The sequence below is a fragment of the Streptomyces sp. NPDC047081 genome, from assembly GCF_040643775.1.
Classification (GTDB): Bacteria; Actinomycetota; Actinomycetes; order Streptomycetales; family Streptomycetaceae; genus Streptomyces.
The window spans coordinates 26,825-44,316 of sequence record NZ_JBEYUY010000016.1 but is presented as its reverse complement, the minus strand read 5'-3'; the positions used below and the strand labels follow the sequence as shown (position 1 = coordinate 44,316).

Annotated in this window: 19 protein-coding genes and 1 pseudogene; 5 read left to right on the top strand and 15 right to left on the bottom strand. The window is 72.3% G+C overall.

What is annotated here, in order from left to right:
- Nucleotides 1-3 precede the first annotated feature (3 nt).
- Complete coding sequence (locus ABZ848_RS28065) at nucleotides 4-1,017, bottom strand: glycoside hydrolase family 6 protein (protein WP_360836305.1); 1,014 nt, start codon at nucleotides 1,015-1,017, stop codon at nucleotides 4-6.
- A gap of 165 nt (nucleotides 1,018-1,182) precedes the next feature.
- Here ABZ848_RS28065 and ABZ848_RS28060 point away from each other — a divergent pair, with 165 nt between their 5' ends.
- Nucleotides 1,183-1,968 (top strand): GAF and ANTAR domain-containing protein, encoded by a 786-nt coding sequence (locus tag ABZ848_RS28060; protein WP_360836303.1) that lies wholly within the window; start codon nucleotides 1,183-1,185, stop codon nucleotides 1,966-1,968.
- Between the two features lie 264 nt (nucleotides 1,969-2,232).
- Here ABZ848_RS28060 and ABZ848_RS28055 read toward each other — a convergent pair whose 3' ends face one another.
- From ABZ848_RS28055 to ABZ848_RS28015, 9 genes and pseudogenes are all read right to left on the bottom strand, one after another.
- Nucleotides 2,233-2,898 (bottom strand): class F sortase, encoded by a 666-nt coding sequence (locus ABZ848_RS28055; RefSeq protein WP_360836301.1) that lies wholly within the window; start codon nucleotides 2,896-2,898, stop codon nucleotides 2,233-2,235.
- A gap of 6 nt (nucleotides 2,899-2,904) precedes the next feature.
- Nucleotides 2,905-3,453 carry a hypothetical protein gene (locus tag ABZ848_RS28050; RefSeq protein ID WP_360836299.1) on the bottom strand — a complete coding sequence of 183 codons (549 nt, stop codon included), beginning with the start codon at nucleotides 3,451-3,453 and terminating at the stop codon, nucleotides 2,905-2,907.
- A gap of 93 nt (nucleotides 3,454-3,546) precedes the next feature.
- Nucleotides 3,547-4,326: an HAD-IIA family hydrolase gene (locus ABZ848_RS28045; protein ID WP_360836298.1), complete on the bottom strand. Its 780-nt coding sequence runs from the start codon at nucleotides 4,324-4,326 to the stop codon at nucleotides 3,547-3,549.
- 50 nt (nucleotides 4,327-4,376) lie between these two features.
- Nucleotides 4,377-4,502, bottom strand: a pseudogene (locus ABZ848_RS28040) (2-aminoethylphosphonate ABC transporter substrate-binding protein); the annotation flags it as partial.
- 26 nt (nucleotides 4,503-4,528) lie between these two features.
- Nucleotides 4,529-5,203 (bottom strand): phosphonatase-like hydrolase, encoded by a 675-nt coding sequence (locus ABZ848_RS28035; RefSeq protein WP_360836296.1) that lies wholly within the window; start codon nucleotides 5,201-5,203, stop codon nucleotides 4,529-4,531.
- 8 nt (nucleotides 5,204-5,211) lie between these two features.
- The gene (locus tag ABZ848_RS28030) at nucleotides 5,212-6,336 is read right to left on the bottom strand and encodes a TIGR03364 family FAD-dependent oxidoreductase (protein WP_360836294.1); all 1,125 of its coding nucleotides are present in this window, start codon (nucleotides 6,334-6,336) and stop codon (nucleotides 5,212-5,214) included.
- A gap of 144 nt (nucleotides 6,337-6,480) precedes the next feature.
- Nucleotides 6,481-7,236 carry a GntR family transcriptional regulator gene (locus tag ABZ848_RS28025; RefSeq protein ID WP_360836292.1) on the bottom strand — a complete coding sequence of 252 codons (756 nt, stop codon included), beginning with the start codon at nucleotides 7,234-7,236 and terminating at the stop codon, nucleotides 6,481-6,483.
- A gap of 32 nt (nucleotides 7,237-7,268) precedes the next feature.
- Nucleotides 7,269-8,051, bottom strand: a complete 783-nt coding sequence (locus tag ABZ848_RS28020) for a hypothetical protein (RefSeq protein ID WP_360836290.1) — start codon at nucleotides 8,049-8,051, stop codon at nucleotides 7,269-7,271.
- A 396-nt stretch (nucleotides 8,052-8,447) separates the two neighbouring features.
- On the bottom strand, nucleotides 8,448-9,641 hold the full coding sequence (locus ABZ848_RS28015) for an ROK family transcriptional regulator (RefSeq protein ID WP_360836288.1): 1,194 nt from the start codon (nucleotides 9,639-9,641) through the stop codon (nucleotides 8,448-8,450).
- A gap of 175 nt (nucleotides 9,642-9,816) precedes the next feature.
- Here ABZ848_RS28015 and ABZ848_RS28010 point away from each other — a divergent pair, with 175 nt between their 5' ends.
- The 3 genes from ABZ848_RS28010 to ABZ848_RS28000 all read left to right on the top strand — a co-directional run bounded on the left by ABZ848_RS28010 (nucleotide 9,817) and on the right by ABZ848_RS28000 (nucleotide 12,372).
- Nucleotides 9,817-10,902 (top strand): Gfo/Idh/MocA family oxidoreductase, encoded by a 1,086-nt coding sequence (locus ABZ848_RS28010; RefSeq protein ID WP_360836286.1) that lies wholly within the window; start codon nucleotides 9,817-9,819, stop codon nucleotides 10,900-10,902.
- On the top strand, nucleotides 10,899-11,402 hold the full coding sequence (locus ABZ848_RS28005) for a heme-degrading domain-containing protein (protein WP_360836285.1): 504 nt from the start codon (nucleotides 10,899-10,901) through the stop codon (nucleotides 11,400-11,402). The genes ABZ848_RS28010 and ABZ848_RS28005 overlap by 4 nt, the downstream gene beginning before the upstream one ends.
- Nucleotides 11,403-11,505: 103 nt before the next feature.
- Nucleotides 11,506-12,372: an LLM class F420-dependent oxidoreductase gene (locus tag ABZ848_RS28000; RefSeq protein ID WP_360836283.1), complete on the top strand. Its 867-nt coding sequence runs from the start codon at nucleotides 11,506-11,508 to the stop codon at nucleotides 12,370-12,372.
- A 113-nt stretch (nucleotides 12,373-12,485) separates the two neighbouring features.
- On the opposite strand, the gene ABZ848_RS27995 is transcribed toward ABZ848_RS28000, so the two are convergent.
- The 4 genes from ABZ848_RS27995 to ABZ848_RS27980 all read right to left on the bottom strand — a co-directional run bounded on the left by ABZ848_RS27995 (nucleotide 12,486) and on the right by ABZ848_RS27980 (nucleotide 15,166).
- A complete protein-coding gene (locus ABZ848_RS27995) occupies nucleotides 12,486-13,343 on the bottom strand; it encodes a fumarylacetoacetate hydrolase family protein (RefSeq protein WP_360836281.1) in 858 nt (285 codons plus the stop codon).
- Nucleotides 13,344-13,463: 120 nt separating this feature from the next.
- Nucleotides 13,464-14,198 (bottom strand): membrane protein insertase YidC, encoded by a 735-nt coding sequence (yidC, locus tag ABZ848_RS27990; RefSeq protein WP_360836280.1) that lies wholly within the window; start codon nucleotides 14,196-14,198, stop codon nucleotides 13,464-13,466.
- Nucleotides 14,199-14,279: 81 nt separating this feature from the next.
- Nucleotides 14,280-14,600 carry a DUF6412 domain-containing protein gene (locus ABZ848_RS27985; protein ID WP_360836278.1) on the bottom strand — a complete coding sequence of 107 codons (321 nt, stop codon included), beginning with the start codon at nucleotides 14,598-14,600 and terminating at the stop codon, nucleotides 14,280-14,282.
- A complete protein-coding gene (locus tag ABZ848_RS27980; protein ID WP_360836276.1) occupies nucleotides 14,597-15,166 on the bottom strand; it encodes a helix-turn-helix domain-containing protein in 570 nt (189 codons plus the stop codon). The genes ABZ848_RS27985 and ABZ848_RS27980 overlap by 4 nt, the downstream gene beginning before the upstream one ends.
- A 68-nt stretch (nucleotides 15,167-15,234) precedes the next feature.
- Here ABZ848_RS27980 and ABZ848_RS27975 point away from each other — a divergent pair, with 68 nt between their 5' ends.
- Nucleotides 15,235-16,674 carry an MFS transporter gene (locus ABZ848_RS27975; RefSeq protein WP_360836275.1) on the top strand — a complete coding sequence of 480 codons (1,440 nt, stop codon included), beginning with the start codon at nucleotides 15,235-15,237 and terminating at the stop codon, nucleotides 16,672-16,674.
- Between the two features lie 19 nt (nucleotides 16,675-16,693).
- On the opposite strand, the gene ABZ848_RS27970 is transcribed toward ABZ848_RS27975, so the two are convergent.
- Nucleotides 16,694-17,482, bottom strand: coding sequence for a class E sortase (locus ABZ848_RS27970; RefSeq protein ID WP_360836273.1), 789 nt, complete (start codon nucleotides 17,480-17,482; stop codon nucleotides 16,694-16,696).
- Between the last annotated feature and the right edge of the window lie 10 nt (nucleotides 17,483-17,492).

Sequence of the window (17,492 nt, the reverse complement as noted above, 5' to 3'; positions counted from 1 at the left end):
CCCTTACGGCGTTGATGCCTTGGCGAGTTTCAGAGCGTAGGTCGGCCACCAATCGCCTGCCTTCGGGCCTCCCTTGCAGGTGCCGTCCGATTCGCCGGGCCGCTTGACCCAGAGGTAGGCGTCCACCAAGGGGTCCGCCGTCTTGGTCGTCGGGGTTTCGCCCAGGGCCCGGCCCGGGGGGTTGCACCAGCGTTCGTCCTCGGCGCCCGCCGTGTAGGGGCCGTTGCCGTTGCGGCTGGTGTCGATGACGAAGTGCTTGCCTCCGACCTTGGCCGAGAGCTCCTTGCCGTAGGCGATGGAGTCCTCGGTCGAGTAGAAGTTGGAGACGTTGACCGCGAAGCCGTCGGCCTGGGCGATGCCCGCCCACTGGAGCGGCTGGAAGATCTGGTCGGGGTGGCCCCAGCCCGCGTTGCCCGCGTCGAGGTACACCTTCGTGTTCTTCAGGGACTTGAGCTTGGTGATGGCGCCCTTGAGGAGGTCGTAGCGCTCCTCGTGGAACTCCTCCGGGGTGCAGCCGTCCACCAGGTGCAGTACGGCGTCCGGTTCGAGGACGATCGTCGCGGGCCGGTCGCCGATGCCCGCGGCCACCCCGTCGATCCACGCCCGGTACGCGTCACCGTCGGCCGCGCCGCCCTGCGAGTACTGGCCGCAGTCGCGGTGCGGGATGTCGTAGAGGACGAGCAGGGCGGTGCGGCCGGCCTTGTCGGCGGCCTCGGTGAAGCCCTGCGCCTCCTGCTGCGGGTTCTCCGGCCCGATCCACTCGCCGGTCGGCTGCTCGGCGATCTTGCGGATCTGCTCGGCGTCACTGTCCTTGCCGGACTTGGCGTACGCGGCGACCTGGCGGGCCGCGTTGCCGTCCGGGTTGACCCAGAACGGGTCGCTGCTCCTTGGCTGTTGGGTGATCTTCGCGCCGGCCTCGTTGTCGCCGTCGCCCCCCGAGGAACACCCCGCGATCAGCAGTGCCGCCCCCAGCACCGCCGTGGAAGCACGCATTCCGGCCCCCCTGCTGCCGTACATCCAACTCCCCCTTGGGTGCACTGGTCCAAGTCTCAATCCTGACATACACCCCGTGGCGGCCACGAGATCGCCCGAGCCTTGTCGGCGAGCTGTTACAGCACCGATGGTGTGGGTAGGCGCGCGCCAGGCACGGGCGGGCGGCAGGGGGAAGGGATGTGCGCGCACATGCACCACACCACCCGGGAACTCCGGCTCGCGACCGCGCTGGTGGAGGCGGCCGACACGCTCCACGACGACTTCGACAGCGGGGACTACGTACGGCGCCTCGCGGACCGGTGCGTGGAGCTGCTGACGGCGCGGGCGGCCGGGGTGATGCTGGTCGACGGCGGCCATGAGGTGTCGCTGGTGGGGTGCAGCGAGCAGGAGCACGTGGCACTCGACCTGCTGCGGTCCCAGCACACCGGCGGCCCCTGCCTGGAGAGTTACGGCTCGGGCCGGCCCGTCCCGCCGGTCTCCGTCGACACGCCCCGGGCGGCCTCGCTGTGGCCGGAGTTCACCGAGCGGGCGCTGCGGCACGACATCGTCACCACGTACGCGGTCCCGCTGCGCTGCCGCGAGCAACTGCTCGGCGCCGTCAACGTGTTCACGCCCGTCCCGCTCGACGGCTCCCCCGAGGGCGCGACGCAGCTGCTGATGGCCCAGCTGCTGGCCGACTGCACGGCACACGGACTGCGCAACCACATGCTCTACGACCGGTGCCGCACCGTCAGCGGGCAGCTGCGGCAGGCACTGTCCAGCAGGATCCGCGTCGAGCAGGCCAAGGGCATGCTCGCCGAGCGCTGGAGCGTCCACCCCGAGCGGGCCTTCGACGCGCTGCGCCGGTACGCACGGCGCCGGCAGCAGCCGGTCGACGAGGTCGCGCGGGCCGTCCTGGCGGGGACGGCGAACGACGCGGAGCTGCGCCGGGAAGTGCCGGGAACGTCCGGGGGACCGGCCGGTGGACCGTCGTAGCGGCCTCAATCACCTGGACATATGACAGAGAGCCACCGTAGCGGAACCTGGCGTCAAACACCCCCTAGGCTCTGGCGCTCATCCGTTCTAGAGTCTTCTCAAACGGCCCCAGCCCCCGGCCAGCACTTCGATCACTTGGGCTCCCGCACCTCCCGCGCCGGTCGCCGGGTTACTCCCGCAGCCCGTGCACGCGCGGTCGAGGACCAGCCCGGTCGGCGGCTTCGGGGGGAGCGGGCCGCCGACCGGGCCAGGTGCTGGGCCCGCCTACAGACCGGTTCCCGTGAGGTACGCCGACACGATCACGTTGGCCGTGTAGCTGCGGCTCGCCCGGTCGAAGGTGCCGCCGCAGGTGATGAGCCTCAACTCGGCCCGCCCCGAGTGGCGTTGGCCGTACGCCTGACGTGCGTCGAAGCGTTCACGGGTCAGGACCTGTACGTCGTCGACGGTGAACTCGGCGACCCTGCCGTCGTCGCGGACGACACGGACGGTCTCGCCGGGTCTGAGCGCGCTGAGCTTGTAGAAGACGGCGGGCCGGGTCTCGGTGTCGACGTGCCCCACCATCAGCGCGGTCCCGGCGGCGCCGGGTTTCGCCCCGGCCGCGTACCAGCCGACGACCCCCGCCTGGTCGAAGGGCGGCGGATCGATCGCCCCCTTCCGGTCCAGCCCCCGCGCGACGACCGGCGCCTGCACGCCGAGGTCGGGAATGTCCACGCGCTGCGGCAGCGCGGCCCCCAACGGCCGTGCGGCGGGCGGCAGTTCGGCCTCCGGCGGCCGTCCGACGGCGGCCATGTCACCGGTCGCGGGCGCGGATATCCCCTGCCGTACGTCGGTCACCTGCCGCCCCCACAGCCACAGCCCGAGCAGCAGCAGGGCCCAGGCGACGCCCATGAGGAGACGGCTGGAACCGGAGGTGCGCGCCCCGTCACCCATTCCCGCTCACTCCGCCCTGCGGCTCCGGCGCCCGCTCAGCAGGGCCACCGCCGCCGCGGCGACGCCCGCGAGGATCACGCCGGTGATGGCGTGGGCGGTGCCGGGGCTGTCCGCGCGGGCGTCCACCGAGGCGAGGTGGGCCGTGCCGCCGCCGCCCGCGTGGACCGGGGCGACGGGAGAAGCGGGCGTGGAGGGCTGCGTCCCCTGCGCCACGACCGTGATCTTGCCCTTGATCTCGAAGTCGGCGCAGCTGATCTTCACGTCGTAGGAGCCGGGCTCGGCCGTGGAGCGGACCTTGGTGTCCCCGGCGAGCGTGCCGTCGGCACCGGCGAGCCGTGCGTCCGCGACGAAGGCCGCCGAGGCCGCGGTGGCCGTCTTGCCCGAGCAGCCGGTCACCCGCAGCGCGACATCGGCGCCGGCGGCCGGTGACGACGGGGTCACCGAGACACCGCCTCCGCCGCCACCCCCGTCGGCCGCGGACGCGTAGGCCGTCGGGAGGACGGCGGCGGCGGTGGCCAGAAGCCCGGTACAGAGAGTGAGGCGAAGTGAGCCCATCGTGAAACCTCCAGATACCTGGAGGCTCCCCCGCCGCCCGGCCCGGCGCATCCTCAGCGGGCTCTCACTGCTCCGTACGGGTTCAGAAAGGTTTCAGACCAGGTCGACGAGATCCGCGATGGAGTCGACGACGTGCGAGGGCCGGTACGGGAAGTCCTCGATCTGCTCCGGCCGGGTCAGCCCGGTCAGCACCAGGAAGGTCTGCATCCCGGCCTCCATGCCGGCCAGCACGTCGGTGTCCATGCGGTCGCCGATCATCGCGCTGGTCTCGGAGTGCGCGCCGATCGCGTTCAGTCCGGTCCGCATCATCAGCGGGTTCGGCTTGCCCGCGAAGTACGGCTGCTTACCGGTCGCCTTGGTGATCAGCGCGGCCACCGCGCCCGTCGCCGGCAGCGGACCCTCGGTGGAGGGCCCGGTCTCGTCCGGGTTGGTGCAGATGAAGCGGGCGCCGGCCTCGATCAGCCGTACCGCCTTGGTCATGGCCTCGAAGGAGTACGTGCGGGTCTCGCCGAGGACGACGTAGTCGGGCTCGTGGTCGGTGAGGATGTACCCGATGTCGTGCAGGGCGGTGGTCAGGCCGGCCTCGCCGATGACGTAGGCGCTGCCGCCCGGCCGCTGGTCGTCCAGGAACTGGGCGGTCGCCAGGGCCGAGGTCCAGATGGACTCGACCGGCACGTCCAGTCCCATGCGCTGCAGCCGGGCGTGCAGGTCGCGCGGGGTGTAGATGGAGTTGTTGGTGAGGACGAGGAAGGGCTTGCCGGACTCGCGCAGCTTCTTCAGGAACGCGTCGGCGCCGGGGATCGGTACGCCCTCGTGGATGAGCACACCGTCCATGTCGGTGAGCCATGACTCGATGGGCCTGCGGTCTGCCATGTGCGAGATCTCCTGCCGTACGCGGTGCTGCGTGGGCCCCAGCCTAACGATCAGCTGTCGGTCGCAGACTTCCAGTTCTCAACGTAACTCTGAAGGTTCCTGTCGATCTCGGTCCAGTCCGGCTCAAAGACTGACACGCCCGCCATGAGCCTGGTCAGGGCGACGGCCACCGAGTCGAAGCGGATGCCGCTGCCACTGCCACTCATGCGAGGACTCCCGGCAACTGCCCCACCCCGTCCAGCACTTGCCCCGCCCCGGCCGCGCGCAGCGCCTCCGCGTCGTGCGCGCCGGTCAGGACACCGGCTACCAGCCCGGCCCCTGCCCGCACCCCGCTGAGCATGTCGTACGAGGTGTCGCCGACGACCGCGACCCGGCGGACGTCGTCCGCGGCGGACGTACGGAGGAAGGCCGTGAGGACCATGTCCGGGTAGGGGCGTCCCCGGCCGCCGGCGTCGGCGGGGCACAGCGTCAGGGGTACGAGGTCCTGCCAGCCGAGCGCGGCGAGGATCGCGTCCTGGGTGGGACGGGCGAAGCCGGTGGTCAGCACGACCGTCCGGCCTTGGGACTTGAGTTCCTCGATGGCCTCCCGGGCACCCGGCAGGGCCTCGACCCTGCCGCCGTCGACGAGTTCGGCGTACGCCGCCTCGAAGGCCTTGTTGGCCTCCTGGGCCTTCGCCTCCTCGCCGAACAGGTGACGGAAGACGGAGATCTTGGACTCGCCCATGGTGGCGCGGACGTGGTCGATCATCCCGTCGGGGTCCGCGCCGAGGTGCCGGGCCGCGGCCGCGAAGGCCTCCTCGACGAGCCCGCCGTCGGCGACGGTGGTGCCGGCCATGTCGAGCACGACCAGCCTGATGTCGTGGTTCCTGTCTGCCATGTCTGCTGTCACCAGCCCAACTGCTGTGCGGTCTGTTCGGCGATGGCCGGCGAGCAGGTCATCCCGCGCCCGCCCGGTCCGGTGACCAGCCACACCCCGTCGGCCACCTGCTGCCGGTGCACGACCCGCGCGGGGTCGGTGCACTGCGCGTACACGCCCGCCCAGCGGCGCCGGATCCTCGGCAGCGGGCGGCCGAGCAGGGACTCGACGACCTCGGTGAGGTGGTCGTAGGGGTCTTCGAGGGTGTCGAAGGGGAAGGGGTGCTCGTACTCGTGGGTGTCGCCGATGGTCAGTCCGCCGTCGGCACGCTGCACCATGAGCAGCTGCATACGGTGCGCCGCGGCCGTCTCCCCTTGCGGCTGACGGGAGTTGAGCCCGTCCAGGGCCGCGGAGGCGTACGCCGGGTAGTACCGGAAGCTGTCCGCGTCCGCGACCGAGGTGGGGAGCGGTTCGCCCAGCGGGGCGGTCTGCATCATCTGCAGCCGGACCCGGCGGACGGGCAGATCGGGCCCGGCCAGCTCGCGGACGAGCCCGCCGAGCCAGGCGCCGGTGCACAGCACGACGGCATCGGCGCGGTGCACGTCCCCGTGGTCGTCGCGGACGGCACCCGCGCCGACCACCTCCCGCACCTCCCGCCCCGGCAGGAAGGTGTAGTGCGGCGACTTCAAGAGCTCGGCGCGCAGGGCGAGTTGGGCGGTACGGGGCTCGACGGCCGCGTCCCGTTCGCAGTACAGGGCGGCGTCGAACCCGCCGCGCAGGGCCGGGTTGAGTGCGCGCGCCTCGCCGGGCGTGAGCAGCTTGCGGCCGCGGGCGGCCGCGTCGTCCCGGGCCACGGCGGCCTCGGCGACGGCGAGTTCGAGGGGGCCGCGGAGGGGGGTGAGGGAGCCGTTGGCCCGGAAGCCGAGGCCGGGCACGCGCCGGCCGATCCCCTCCCACAACTCCCTTGCCCGCAGGGCGGTTTCGAGCTCCTCGCCGCCTGCTCGCCCGCTCACCCAGATCTGCCCGAAGTTGCGCAGCGAGGCGCCGCGGGCCTCGGCCTCGCGCTCGATCTGCACGACCTCGTGGCCGCGTTCCACTGCATGCCAGGCGTGCATGGTGCCTACGACGCCTGCTCCGACGACTGTCACTTTCACGGCGGTCACGCTCCTCGCGCAGGGGGAACCGGAGAGGTCCGGCCGACAACGAGAGCCTGAACCAGCCGTCACATTTGGGCTAGACCCGTTATCCATCCGTTATAATCAAGGTGATCATCAGGGAGGGTGGAGATCGGTGTTGTTTCAGCCGCCGAGATGAGCCGTGAAGGAGAAGCGGTCGCCGCGGTAGAGGGTCCGGACCCGTTCCAGCGGCCGGCCGTCCGTGTCCCGCGAGACGCGGTGGATGAGCAGCATGGGGAGGGCCGGCGGAGTACCGATGAGGAGGGCCTCGCGAGGGGTGGCCAGCACCGTCTCGATGCGCTCGTCGGCGTCGCCGAAGGTGATGCCGTGGGCGTGGAGGTAGGCGTAGAAGGAGGAGTCGGGTTCGAAGTCGGTGTCGAGACGGGGCACGCGGGACACGGCGACGTAGGTGCTCTCCAGGCCGACCCGCTCGTCGTCGGCGAGCAGTACGCGCTCCAGGTGCCAGACGGGTTCGCCGCGTTCGAGGCCGGCCTCGGCGGCGAGGGGGGCCGGGCAGGGGAAGCGGTCGAGGGTGACCAGGCTGCGGCCCGGGGTGCGCCCCTGCCGCCGTACGCCTTCCGTGTAACTGGCCAGCGAGAGCGGCTGCTCCAGCTTGGGCCCGGCGACGACCGTGCCGCGACCCTGCCGCCGCAGCTTGCCCTCCAGCACCAGCTCGCGCAGCGCCTGCCGCACGGTCTCGCGGGCGACGCCGTACTCCTCCGACAGATCACGCTCGGTCGGAATCGCACGGCCCTCCCCCAACTCACCGATGAGCCGGTCGATGCGGGCCTTGACCGCGTAGTACTTCGGGATACGGCCGTGCTCCGGAATGCCGGAGCGGACGGGGGCGCCGGGGGCCTGGTCGTTCGGGTAGTCCACGGAGGGATGGTCGCAGACGGTCGCCCCCCGGCTCAGCGGCGCCTCCGGACCAGCAGCAGGGTGCCGCCGGTGAGGGCGAGGGTGGTGGCGGTGAGGAGGCCGGCGGGGGTGTCCAGGCCGGTGCGGGCGAGTTCGTCGGCGAAGGGGAGGGGCTGGTCGCGGGTGGGCGGGGCGGTGCCGGTGGGGAGGGGGGTGGTGGTGTCGGGGAGCGGTTCGTCGGTGATGCGGAAGCGGTAGTCGTTCGACTGGCCGATCCAGTCGCCGTCGTCGTCGTGGCGCTGGACGACGGCGGCGTTGGCGGTGACCTCGTTGGGTACGGCGTCCGAGGTCAGCGCGAGACGGACCTTGACGGTGAGGGTCTTCCCGGGGCCGACGGTGAAGCCGGGGAAGCCGTCGTCGAAGGCGCCGACGAGTTCGGCCTCGTCCGTCGTCTCGAAGTGGACGGGGTGGGTGTGGGGGCCGTCGTAGAACTCGAGCCGGGGCTGGGACGGCTTCAGGGCACGCTTCTCGTCGACGAGCACGACGACGGGGTGTACGGCGGCGCAGGTGCGGTTGGTGGTGTTGGTGAGGTCCAGATACCAGGTGCCGTATCCGCCGCCGGCCTCGTAGTCGGCGGGGGCGCCGTGGATGCGGGTGGTGAGGGGGAAGCCGCGGGAGTCCGGGGCGGCGCAGGTGGGGGTGGGGAGTGCGGGGGCGGTGCGCGCAGGGGCGGTGGATGCGGATGCAGGGGAGGCGGATGCCGGGGGCGGGAGGGGGAGGAAGGCGGCGGCTGCTGCCAGGCAGAGGGACGTGGGCGTGAACAGTCGCATGAACACATGAGCCTGTCGGGTGCGGGGCGGGATCGGGGGGTGGCGCACCGGGGGAGGTGGAAGTCCGCTCGATCGGCGGAGGGTGGGGAGCGAGCGGCTGAGCGAACGGGGCGGCGGAGAGGAGGGGCGGGCAGCTGAGGGTGGGGGCCGCTCAGGAAGAGGGGACAGGGGATGGGAGAGGCGGGCGGCTTAGCGGCGGGGGCGGCCCAGGGGCGGGCGCCGCGCCGTCCGCTACCGGTCACCCAGCTCGGTGCACGCGTAGGTCGGAGCGGAGAGCGGCGTAGATCGGAGCGGAGAGCGCCATGCAGTCGGCCCGGGCTTCCCCGCAGCCCCGCCGGCCCCCGCTCAGCGCACGCGTCCCCGCTCAGCGCACGCGTCCCCGCCAGCGCACGCGCCCCCGCCTCAGCCGTCCGCCCTCCCGAACAGCGGAGCCAACAGCAGTTGTGCCGCGCCCTCGGCCACCTCGCCCGGCGCGAGCCGGACCGGTACCGGGGCCCCGCCGACGCGCCGGGCGCGTTCCTCCAGAACGGCGGCGACCCCTCGTACGAAAACGTCCGGATCGGCGGCGACCGTACGACCACCCAGCAGTACGAGGTCGACGTCGAGCAGCGCGACCAGGTTGCCGGCGCCGGTGCCGAGGACGCGGGCCGCCTCGGGCAGGTCGTCGCGGGCCGCGGCGGCGAGACACAGCGCCTCGACGCAGCCGCGGTTGCCGCAGGTGCAGGGCGGCCCGTCGAGCTGCACGACCTGGTGCCCGAACTCCCCCGCCCCGGTCCGCGCCCCCCGATGAACAGCACCCCCGATCACCAGCCCTGCCCCGAGCCCCGTACCGAGATGCAGATACGCGAACGACCCACCCTCACCCCGCACGGCCAGCCCCAACGCCGCCGCATTGGTGTCCTTGTCGACGACGACAGGTACCCCGAGCCGCCGAGCAAGCGCGTCCCGCAGCGGAAAGCCGTCCCACTGGGGGAAGCCGGTGACGCGATGAAGGACACCGAGGGTGTGGTCGAGGGGGCCGGGGAGGGCGATACCCACACCGAGGAGGGAGCCGACGGTGAGAGCACGGCTCGCGGCGGGAGCGCGGCGGACGTCGGGCGCAAGGCCGGTCTCCGAAGCACGGCCGGTCTCCGAAGCAAGGCCGACGGGAGCAAGGCCGACGGCATCGGCACCCTCCACCAACCGCCCCACCTCCCCCGCAACCCCCTCCACCACGCCCTCCGCCCCCGCCCCCAAATCAACAGCCGCCCGCCGCTCCCCGACCACCGCACCGGTCAGATCGACCAGCACCACCCGCATCTCGTCCCGCTCCAGATGCACCCCCACCGCATGCCCGGCCTCCGGCACCAGCCGCAGTACCGTCCGCGGTTTGCCCCCCGTCGACGCCCGCCGCCCCGCCTCCGTGGCGAGCCCCTCCCCCCTCAAGCGCGCGGTGATCTTGCTGACGGCCTGCGGGGTGAGCCCCGTGCGGTCGGCCAGTTCGAGGCGGCTGATGCCGTCCGCGCCGGCGGTGCGGAGCAGATCCAGCACCAGCGCCGCGTTGTGGCTGCGCAGGCCGAGCAGGTTCACGCCGCCAACGGCGTCCGCACCTTTCAAGCCCTCTCACCGACCACGTCCACACCCTTCACGCCCTGCCACCTGCCACGTCCGTACCCCTCACGACCCGCCACCTGCCCTTCCGCCCTCGCCACTCCCCCTCCCCCCGTCCCCTCCCGGCCCCCATTCTCCCCCGCACTTGCACTTTGGCAACAGCGTTGCGAAAGTGGAACCCATGACTGGTACGCCCGGCACCCCCGGCACCCCCCTCCGCGTCGGCCTCGTCGGCTACGGCCTCGCCGGCTCCGTCTTCCACGCGCCCCTGATCGCCGCCACCGAGGGCCTGCACCTCGACACGGTCGTCACCTCGAACCCGGAGCGGCAGCAGCAGGCCCGCACCGAGTTCCCCGACATCCGCGTCGCCGCCACGCCCGAGGAGCTGTTCGACCGAGCCGCTGAGCTGGACCTGATCGTCATCGCGTCCCCGAACAAGACGCACGTCCCGCTCGCCACCGCCGCCCTGAAGGCCGGCCTCCCCGTCGTCGTCGACAAGCCGGTCGCCGGCACCGCCGCCGAGGCCCGCGAGCTCGCCGCCCTCGCCGAGGACCGCGGCCTGCTCCTCTCCGTCTTCCAGAACCGCCGCTGGGACAACGACTTCCTCACCCTCCAGCGACTGCTCGCCGAGGGCGAGTTGGGCGACGTATGGCGGTTCGAGTCCCGGTTCGAGCGGTGGCGGCCGCAGCTCAAGGGCGGCTGGCGCGAGTCCGGCGACCCCGCAGAGATCGGAGGTCTGCTCTACGACCTCGGCAGCCACGTCGTCGACCAGGCCCTGACCCTCTTCGGCCCGGTCACCACCGTCTACGCCGAGTCGGTCGTCCGCCGCGCCGGCGCCGAGACCGACGACGACACCTTCTTCGCCCTCACCCACGCGAACGGCGTCCGCTCCCACCTCTACGCCTCCGCGACCGCCGCCCAACTCGGCCCGCGCTTCCGGGTCCTGGGCTCGAAGGCGGGTTACGTCAAGTACGGCCTCGACCCCCAGGAGGCGGACCTGCGCGAGGGCCGCCGCCCGGGCGCCGGCTGGGGCACGGAGCCCGAGGAGCTGTACGGCCGGATCGGCGCCGGCGAGTCCCCGCTCACCGGCGGCGGCACCCCCGTACCCACCCTCCCCGGCGACTACCCCGCGTACTATGCGGCCGTGACCAGGGCCCTCAACGACGACGGTCCCAACCCGGTGACCGCCCTCGAAGCGGCCGCCGCCCTCGACGTGATCGAGGCGGCCCGCCGCTCGGCCCGCGACGGAGTGGCGGTGACGCTGTGACGCACAACACCGAGATCACGCCCAAGTTCCACCCGGAGATCACTCCGTCCCTGGAGGAACTGGAGGGACAGGAACGGCGCCTGGTCTTCACCCGGTTCACGCACGAGGACGCCTGGGCCCTCGGCTCGCTCCTGGTCGACCTCGCCCGCGAGCGCCAGGCTCCGGTCGCCATCGACATCCACCGCGCGGGCCAGCAGCTCTTCCACGCCGCGCTGCCCGGCTCCACCCCCGACAACGACGCCTGGATCGCCCGCAAGCGCCGGGTCGTCGAGCGCTACGGCGAGGCCTCCTACCTGGTCGGCACCCGCTTCCGCGCCAAGGGCACGACCTTCGAGGACTCCTCCCGCCTCGACCCCGACGAGTACGCGGCCCACGGCGGCTCCTTCCCGATCAACGTCGAGGGCGTAGGCGTGATCGGCGCGGTGACGGTCAGCGGCCTGCCCCAACTCCAGGACCACCGCTTCGTGGTGGAGGCGCTGGAGGAGTTCCTCAAGCGCTGAGCCGCGTTCTTTTCGGGAGCTAGGGGAAGATCCGGCAACGCCCTCCGGTTGGCACAGTCGTACCGCACCGATGCACGGCACACCGACCGGAGGGAACGGAACCTTGAGCGACACCCTGAAGCAGTCCGTCGGCCGCTACGGCATCTGGAGCGTCGCCCTGCGCTCGGAGGACCCGTCCCGCCGCACCGAACTCGCCGAGACCGCCGCCGAGTTGGAGCAACTCGGCTACGGCGCCGTCTGGCTCGGCGGCAGCAGCGCCGCGCGGCACGCCGTCCCGCTGGTCGAGGCGACCTCGACGCTCACCGTCGGCACCAGCATCCAGTCCATCTGGCAGTACGAGGCGACGGAGAGCGCGGCGGCCTTCGCCGACGTGGAGTCCGCGCACCCCGGCCGCTTCGTCCTGGGCCTCGGCGTGAGCCACGCCAAACTCGCGGAGCAGTACCGGCGCCCGTACTCGGCCCTGGTCGCCTACCTCGACGCCCTCGACAAGGCCAGCGTCCCGGCCGACCGCCGCGTACTGGCCGCGCTGGGCCCGAAGACCCTGGAGCTGGCCCGCGACCGCTCGGCAGGCTCGATCCCGTACCTGGTCACACCCGAGCACACGGCCCACGCCCGCGAGATCCTGGGCGAAACCCCGCTGCTGGCCCCCGAGTTGAAGGTGGTCCTGGAAGCGGACCCGACCCGCGCCCGCGCCCTGGCCCGCGACTACCTGGCCATGTACCTGGCCCTCCCGAACTACACCAACAACTTCCTCCGCCACGGCTTCACCGAGGACGACCTCAAGGACGGCGGCAGCGACCGCCTGGTCGACGCGGTGTACGCCTGGGGCGACGAGGAGGCGATCCGCACCCGCATCGACAAGTTCTTCGCCGCGGGCGCGGACCACGTGGCCCTACAGGTGGTGGACGGAGGCGACCGCAACACCCTCCCGAGGGAGGCTTGGCGCAGGCTGGCTTCGCTACTGGCGTGAGTGCAACGCCCGCTTAGGGGCGCGGGGCTGTTCTCGATTTGCGGCTACCGCCGCGTGGGCGCGACCAGCCACAACCAACCCGCAGCCGCCGCCAAAGCGCAGTCCCCCACCCCTTAGGCGTCTTTGAGCTCCTGCCGCTGCCGACCGAGCCCCTCAATCTCCAGCTCCACCACATCCCCGGCCCGAAGGAACGGCTTCGGCTCCGGCTGCCCCAACGCAACCCCCGCCGGCGTCCCCGTGTTGATGACGTCCCCGGGATACAGCGTCATGAACTGGCTGACATACCGCACCACTTCCCCCACCGGAAAGATCTGCTCGGCCGTCGTCCCGTCCTGCTTCAACTCCCCGTTGACCCACAGCTTCAGCGACAGGCTCTGCGGATCGGCGACCTCGTCCGCCGTCACCAGCCACGGCCCCAGCGGGTTGAACGTCTCGCAGTTCTTCCCCTTGTCCCAGGTCCCGCCCCGCTCGATCTGGAACTCCCGCTCGGACACGTCGTGCGCCACCGCGTATCCGGCGACATGCCCGAGCGCCGCCTCCGCCGACTCCACGTACCGTGCCGTACGCCCGATCACGACCGCGAGCTCGACCTCCCAGTCGGTCTTCACCGAGCCGCGCGGCACCAGCACCGTGTCGTTCGGCCCGACGACCGTGTCCGCGGCCTTGAAGAAGATCACCGGCTCGGCCGGCGGCTCGGCCCCCGTCTCGCGCGCGTGGTCGTGGTAGTTCAGCCCGATGCAGACGACCTTGCCGATCCGCGCGAGGGGCGGCCCGACCCGCAGCCCGGCCGCGTCCAGCACCGGCAGCCCGCCGCCCGCACCGGCGGAACGCACCCGCTCCAGCGCCTCGTCGTCGGCGAGCAGCGCTCCGTCGATGTCGTCCACGACACCGGACAGGTCGCGCAGGACCCCGTCGGCGTCGAGCAGCGCGGGCTTCTCCGCTCCGGCCGTACCGACTCGCAGCAGCTTCATGATCACAATCTCCCTCGATCGCGGGGCGTCCCCCGACGGGTGCAGCCATCGGATGACTGGTCGATCCTCCAAGCTCGGCGTCCATCCCGCAATACCCGGTTCACGGACTGGACCGCACTCTCACCGGTACAGCACAGCGCGCTCCACGGCGCTCCACGTCGTGCTGGTCACCACGTACAGCGCGGCGGCCAGCGGTACGACCGCGACGGTGAAGAGCGTGAAGAACGACATGAACGGCATCGCCCTGCTCACCGCCCCCAGCCCCGGCACGGACTCGCCCTCCTGAACGAGCACGGGACCACTCGCGGCCATCATCCGCTTCGTCCGCCGGTAGTTGAAGGCGGCGACGACCGCGACCAGGACGAACAGCCCCAGATACACAAGCCCCGCGCCCCCGAACACCCCGCCCCCACCCCCGCCCCCGCTCAGCACGTCCGCGAACCGCCCGCCCAGCGGCGCCGCGAACAGCCGGTGGTCAAGCAGCCCGTTGCCCTCCCCGCCGATGCTCGCGCTGGAGAACAGGTGGTACAGCAGGAAGAACGCCGGCAGCTGCAGCAGCCCGGGCAGGCAGCCGGACACCGGCGACACCTTCTCCTCTGCGTGCAGCTCCAGCACGGCCTCCTGGAGTCTCTTCGGGTCGTCCTTGTGCCGGGCGCGCAGCTCGGCGATCCTCGGCTGCAGCGCGGTGCGGGCCCGCTGCCCCCGCGCGGCGGCCCGGGACAGGGGATGCACGAGCAGTCGTACGAGCGCGGTGAACAGGACGATCGCGGCGGCTGCCGCAGTGGCACCGAACAGCGGATGGAGCAGGTCGGCGAGGTGCTCGACCAGGTCGGCGAACACGGTGAAGACGGACATGGGTGAACCCTCCGAGGGTCATGCCGGGATGTGGTCGTGACGGCATGACGACCCGCGCGAGGGCAGGCGGTGGTACGGGCCCTACGCGACGGTCGCCGGAAGGGCGCGCCCGGGGGCTCGTGGCCGGGTGCGACCACGGGCGTCGGGATCGCGCTGGGGCAGGAAGGCCGTACGGCGGGCCCGGTCGCGTATCGCCGTACGTATTCGGGTGCGCGGCACCGCGGGCGCGCAGCGCGCGGCGACCAGGGCACAGGCAGCAAGGGCCGAGCCGGCCGCGGCGGTGGCGGCGAGCGCGACGGTGGCGGTGAGGGTGCCGGTGTCGAGCAGCGCGAGCTGAAGGAGCACGACAAGGAGGAGAAGGAGTACGGCGGCGGGGCGCGCGTGGGTCCAGCTGCGGATCATGATCCCGTCCCCCCTCCCTGGGCCTCGGTCTCCTGGACCGTCGCCCCCGTCGTCTCGATCGGCTCCAGCAACCGCTTCGGCGCCAGCAGCGCCCTGCTGACCGGATCCGCCGGATGCGGATTGAGTGCGGGCAGCGGCACCATGACAACGTCCGGCACCGGCACGACAGTTCCGCACGCGGGACATTCGCCGTACGGACCGAGTTCGGTGCCGCAGTCGGCGTGCTCGAAGCGGCGCAGCTGGGTCTCGGCGAAGTGCTCGCGGCCCCACAGCCCCATGGAGCGCAGCGTCGGCCACAGGGCGATGCCGCGCTCGGTGATGACGTACTCCTCGCGCGGCGGCGACTCCTGGTACCGGCGCTTCTCCAGGATCCCCTCCGCCGTCAGCGTCTGGAGGCGGGCGGCGAGGACCGCGCGCGGGATGCCGAGGTGGACGAGGAAGTCGTTGTAGCGGCGGACGCCGTAGAGGGCGTCGCGGATGACGAGCAGCGTCCACCGCTCGCCGATGACCTCCAGCGCGCGGGCGATGGAGCACTCCTGTGTCGCGTAGTCCTTGCCCAGTGCCATGCCGTCCACTGTAACCATTTTTCGCGGGGTTGGTTCAATGACCGAACCTATGGTGTTAGGCTCCAGCCATGACTAGGTTCAATGAACGAACCCTGCCCGCTCCCGATGCCGATACCGCCCCCGGCACCAGCCCCGATACCGGCACCGGCACCAACCCGGCACCCCACCCCAACCAGTCCTCCCACCCCCGCGCCACCCTCGCCCTCACCAGCGCGGCCACCGCCGTGACGCTGATGACGTACACCGCCCCGATCGTCACCCTCCGCGACACCGCGGCCGCCCTGCACACACCGCTCTCCCAGCAGGCCTGGCTCATCAACGGCACCCCGCTCGGCCTCGCCGCCCTCCTCCTGGTCGCCGGCAGCCTCGCCGACGACTACGGCCGCCACCGGCTCTTCCTGCTCGGCACCCTCACGCTGGGCATCACCACGGCGCTCGGCGCCCTCGCCTCCACCACGCTGCAGTTCACGCTGGCCCGTGTCGCGCAGGGCGCGGCGAGCGCGGCGATCCTGGCGAGCAGCCTGGGCCTGCTGGTGCACGCCTTCCCGACCCCGCGCGGCCGCCTGCACGCGACCGGCGTGTGGGGCGCCTTCGTCAGCGGCGGCATAGCCCTCGGCCCCCTGCTGGCCGGCGCGATGCCCGACTGGCGGGTGGCATACGGCGTCCTCGGCGCCGCCGCGCTCCTGGTGGCCGCCCTCGCACTGCGCCCCCTCGCCGAGTCCCGTTCCCCGAGGGGCGGACGCCCGGACATCCTGGGCGCACTGACCTTCGGCCTGGCCCTGGTCTCCCTGGTCGCCGCCCTCACCCTGGGCCGCGACGGCTGGCTGCGCCCGGAGGTGGGCCTGCTGTTCCTGGCCACCGTGGTCCTGATCGGCGTGTTCACCCTCGTGGAACGCCGCACCACGACCCCGATGATCGACCTGTCCCTGCTCCGCCGCCCGAGCTTCCTGGCCTCCTCGGCCGGCGGGCTGTTCACGGGCCTCGCGGTGATCGGCCTGTTCAGCTTCATGCCGGTGCTGTTCCAGCAGGTGCTTGGCATGTCCGCGATGGACACGGCGTGGCTGTTCCTGCTCTGGTCCGGTCTGTCGTTCACGGTCGCCCTGCAGGCCAAGCGCCTCGCGGGCCGCGTCCCGCCGCGCCACCAGCTGGCCGTCGGCTTCGCCCTGCACGCGGCCGGTGTCCTGACCATGCTCGGCGCGATCGACTCCGGCTCCTGGCAGCGCCTGCTGCCCGGCCTGGTCCTCGGCGGCATCGGCAGCGGCCTGCTGAACGCGGCCCTGCCCCTGCTCTCGGTCGAGTCCGTCCCCGCGGCCCGCGCGGCCATGGGCTCCGGCGCCCAGCAGACCTTCCGCTACATCGGCTCCTGCGCCGGCGTCGCCCTGACCATCGCGATCGTCACCTCCACGAAGGCCGGCCTCGGCCACGGCGCGAACACCGCCCTGCTGGTCTCCGCGGGCCTGTCCCTGCTGGCGGCGGCAGCCGTACTGACGCTGCGGGAGCGGGCCTGAGCCCCGCCCCCGCTCCGGCTCACCGCGGCCGCATCGAGACGAGCTTCCCCCACACCACCAGCCGGTACCTGGACGTGAACTCGGGAGTGCAGGTCGTCAGCGTGATGTAGTACCCGGGCTCGCTGTACCCGTAGCGCGGCTCGACCGTCGACCGCGGAACGCGCCGGATGACCCCCGAGTCACGCGCCGAGGTCTGCGGAAGAGTCTTGTCGACGACATACGTGTACGTCGCGCTGCTCGTCTCCACCTCCACGACGTCCTTCGCCCGCAGCCGGTTGATGTACCGGAACGGCTCCCCGTGCGTGTTCCGATGCCCGGCCAGCGCGAAGTTCCCGGCCTGGCCCGGCTGTTGGCTGCCGCGGTAGTGCCCGACGTACCCCTTGTTCAGGACGTTCTGCTTGCTCACCCCCTCCGCGACCGGCACGCGCAGCCCGAGGCGCGGAATGGTGAGGATGGCGTAGGCCTGGGACCAGGTGGGACTGGACTGCCGCGCGGTGGCGGCCTGTTGGCGGTTACGACCGCTACCGCTGCCGCTGCTCCGGTACGGCGACGGGGACGCCGTAGGCACGGACGTACCCGAATCACCGCCTCCCGCCCCGGAGTTGCCGTCGCCCCACTCGCGCTCCAGCGCCTCCACCTTGCGCTCGGCGCCGCGCCTGGCCTCCCGGTTGGTCCACCACAGCTGGTGGACGACGAGAAGCGCCAGTACGAGCCCGACGGTGACGAGGAGTTCGCCGCCGCCCCACAGCACGCGCCGGCGCCGGGCCGACCGGCGCCGGCTGCTGTGCTGCACGACGGGAATCCGCATCCGTACGCCT

Bases quoted from the DNA above. Each gene is read 5' to 3' on its own strand.
- ABZ848_RS28065 (WP_360836305.1), bottom strand. From the start codon at position 1,017: ATGTACGGCAGCAGGGGGGCCGGAATGCGTGCTTCCACGGCGGTGCTG.
- ABZ848_RS28050 (WP_360836299.1), bottom strand. From the start codon at position 3,453: ATGGGCTCACTTCGCCTCACTCTCTGTACCGGGCTTCTGGCCACCGCC.
- ABZ848_RS27995 (WP_360836281.1), bottom strand. From the start codon at position 13,343: ATGAAGCTGCTGCGAGTCGGTACGGCCGGAGCGGAGAAGCCCGCGCTG.
- ABZ848_RS28035 (WP_360836296.1), bottom strand. From the start codon at position 5,203: ATGGCAGACAGGAACCACGACATCAGGCTGGTCGTGCTCGACATGGCC.
- ABZ848_RS28055 (WP_360836301.1), bottom strand. From the start codon at position 2,898: ATGGGTGACGGGGCGCGCACCTCCGGTTCCAGCCGTCTCCTCATGGGC.
- yidC (WP_360836280.1), bottom strand. From the start codon at position 14,198: ATGTCCGTCTTCACCGTGTTCGCCGACCTGGTCGAGCACCTCGCCGAC.
- ABZ848_RS27985 (WP_360836278.1), bottom strand. From the start codon at position 14,600: ATGATCCGCAGCTGGACCCACGCGCGCCCCGCCGCCGTACTCCTTCTC.
- ABZ848_RS28010 (WP_360836286.1), top strand. From the start codon at position 9,817: ATGACTGGTACGCCCGGCACCCCCGGCACCCCCCTCCGCGTCGGCCTC.
- ABZ848_RS27980 (WP_360836276.1), bottom strand. From the start codon at position 15,166: ATGGCACTGGGCAAGGACTACGCGACACAGGAGTGCTCCATCGCCCGC.
- ABZ848_RS27975 (WP_360836275.1), top strand. From the start codon at position 15,235: ATGACTAGGTTCAATGAACGAACCCTGCCCGCTCCCGATGCCGATACC.
- ABZ848_RS27970 (WP_360836273.1), bottom strand. From the start codon at position 17,482: ATGCGGATTCCCGTCGTGCAGCACAGCAGCCGGCGCCGGTCGGCCCGG.
- ABZ848_RS28060 (WP_360836303.1), top strand. From the start codon at position 1,183: ATGCACCACACCACCCGGGAACTCCGGCTCGCGACCGCGCTGGTGGAG.
- ABZ848_RS28045 (WP_360836298.1), bottom strand. From the start codon at position 4,326: ATGGCAGACCGCAGGCCCATCGAGTCATGGCTCACCGACATGGACGGT.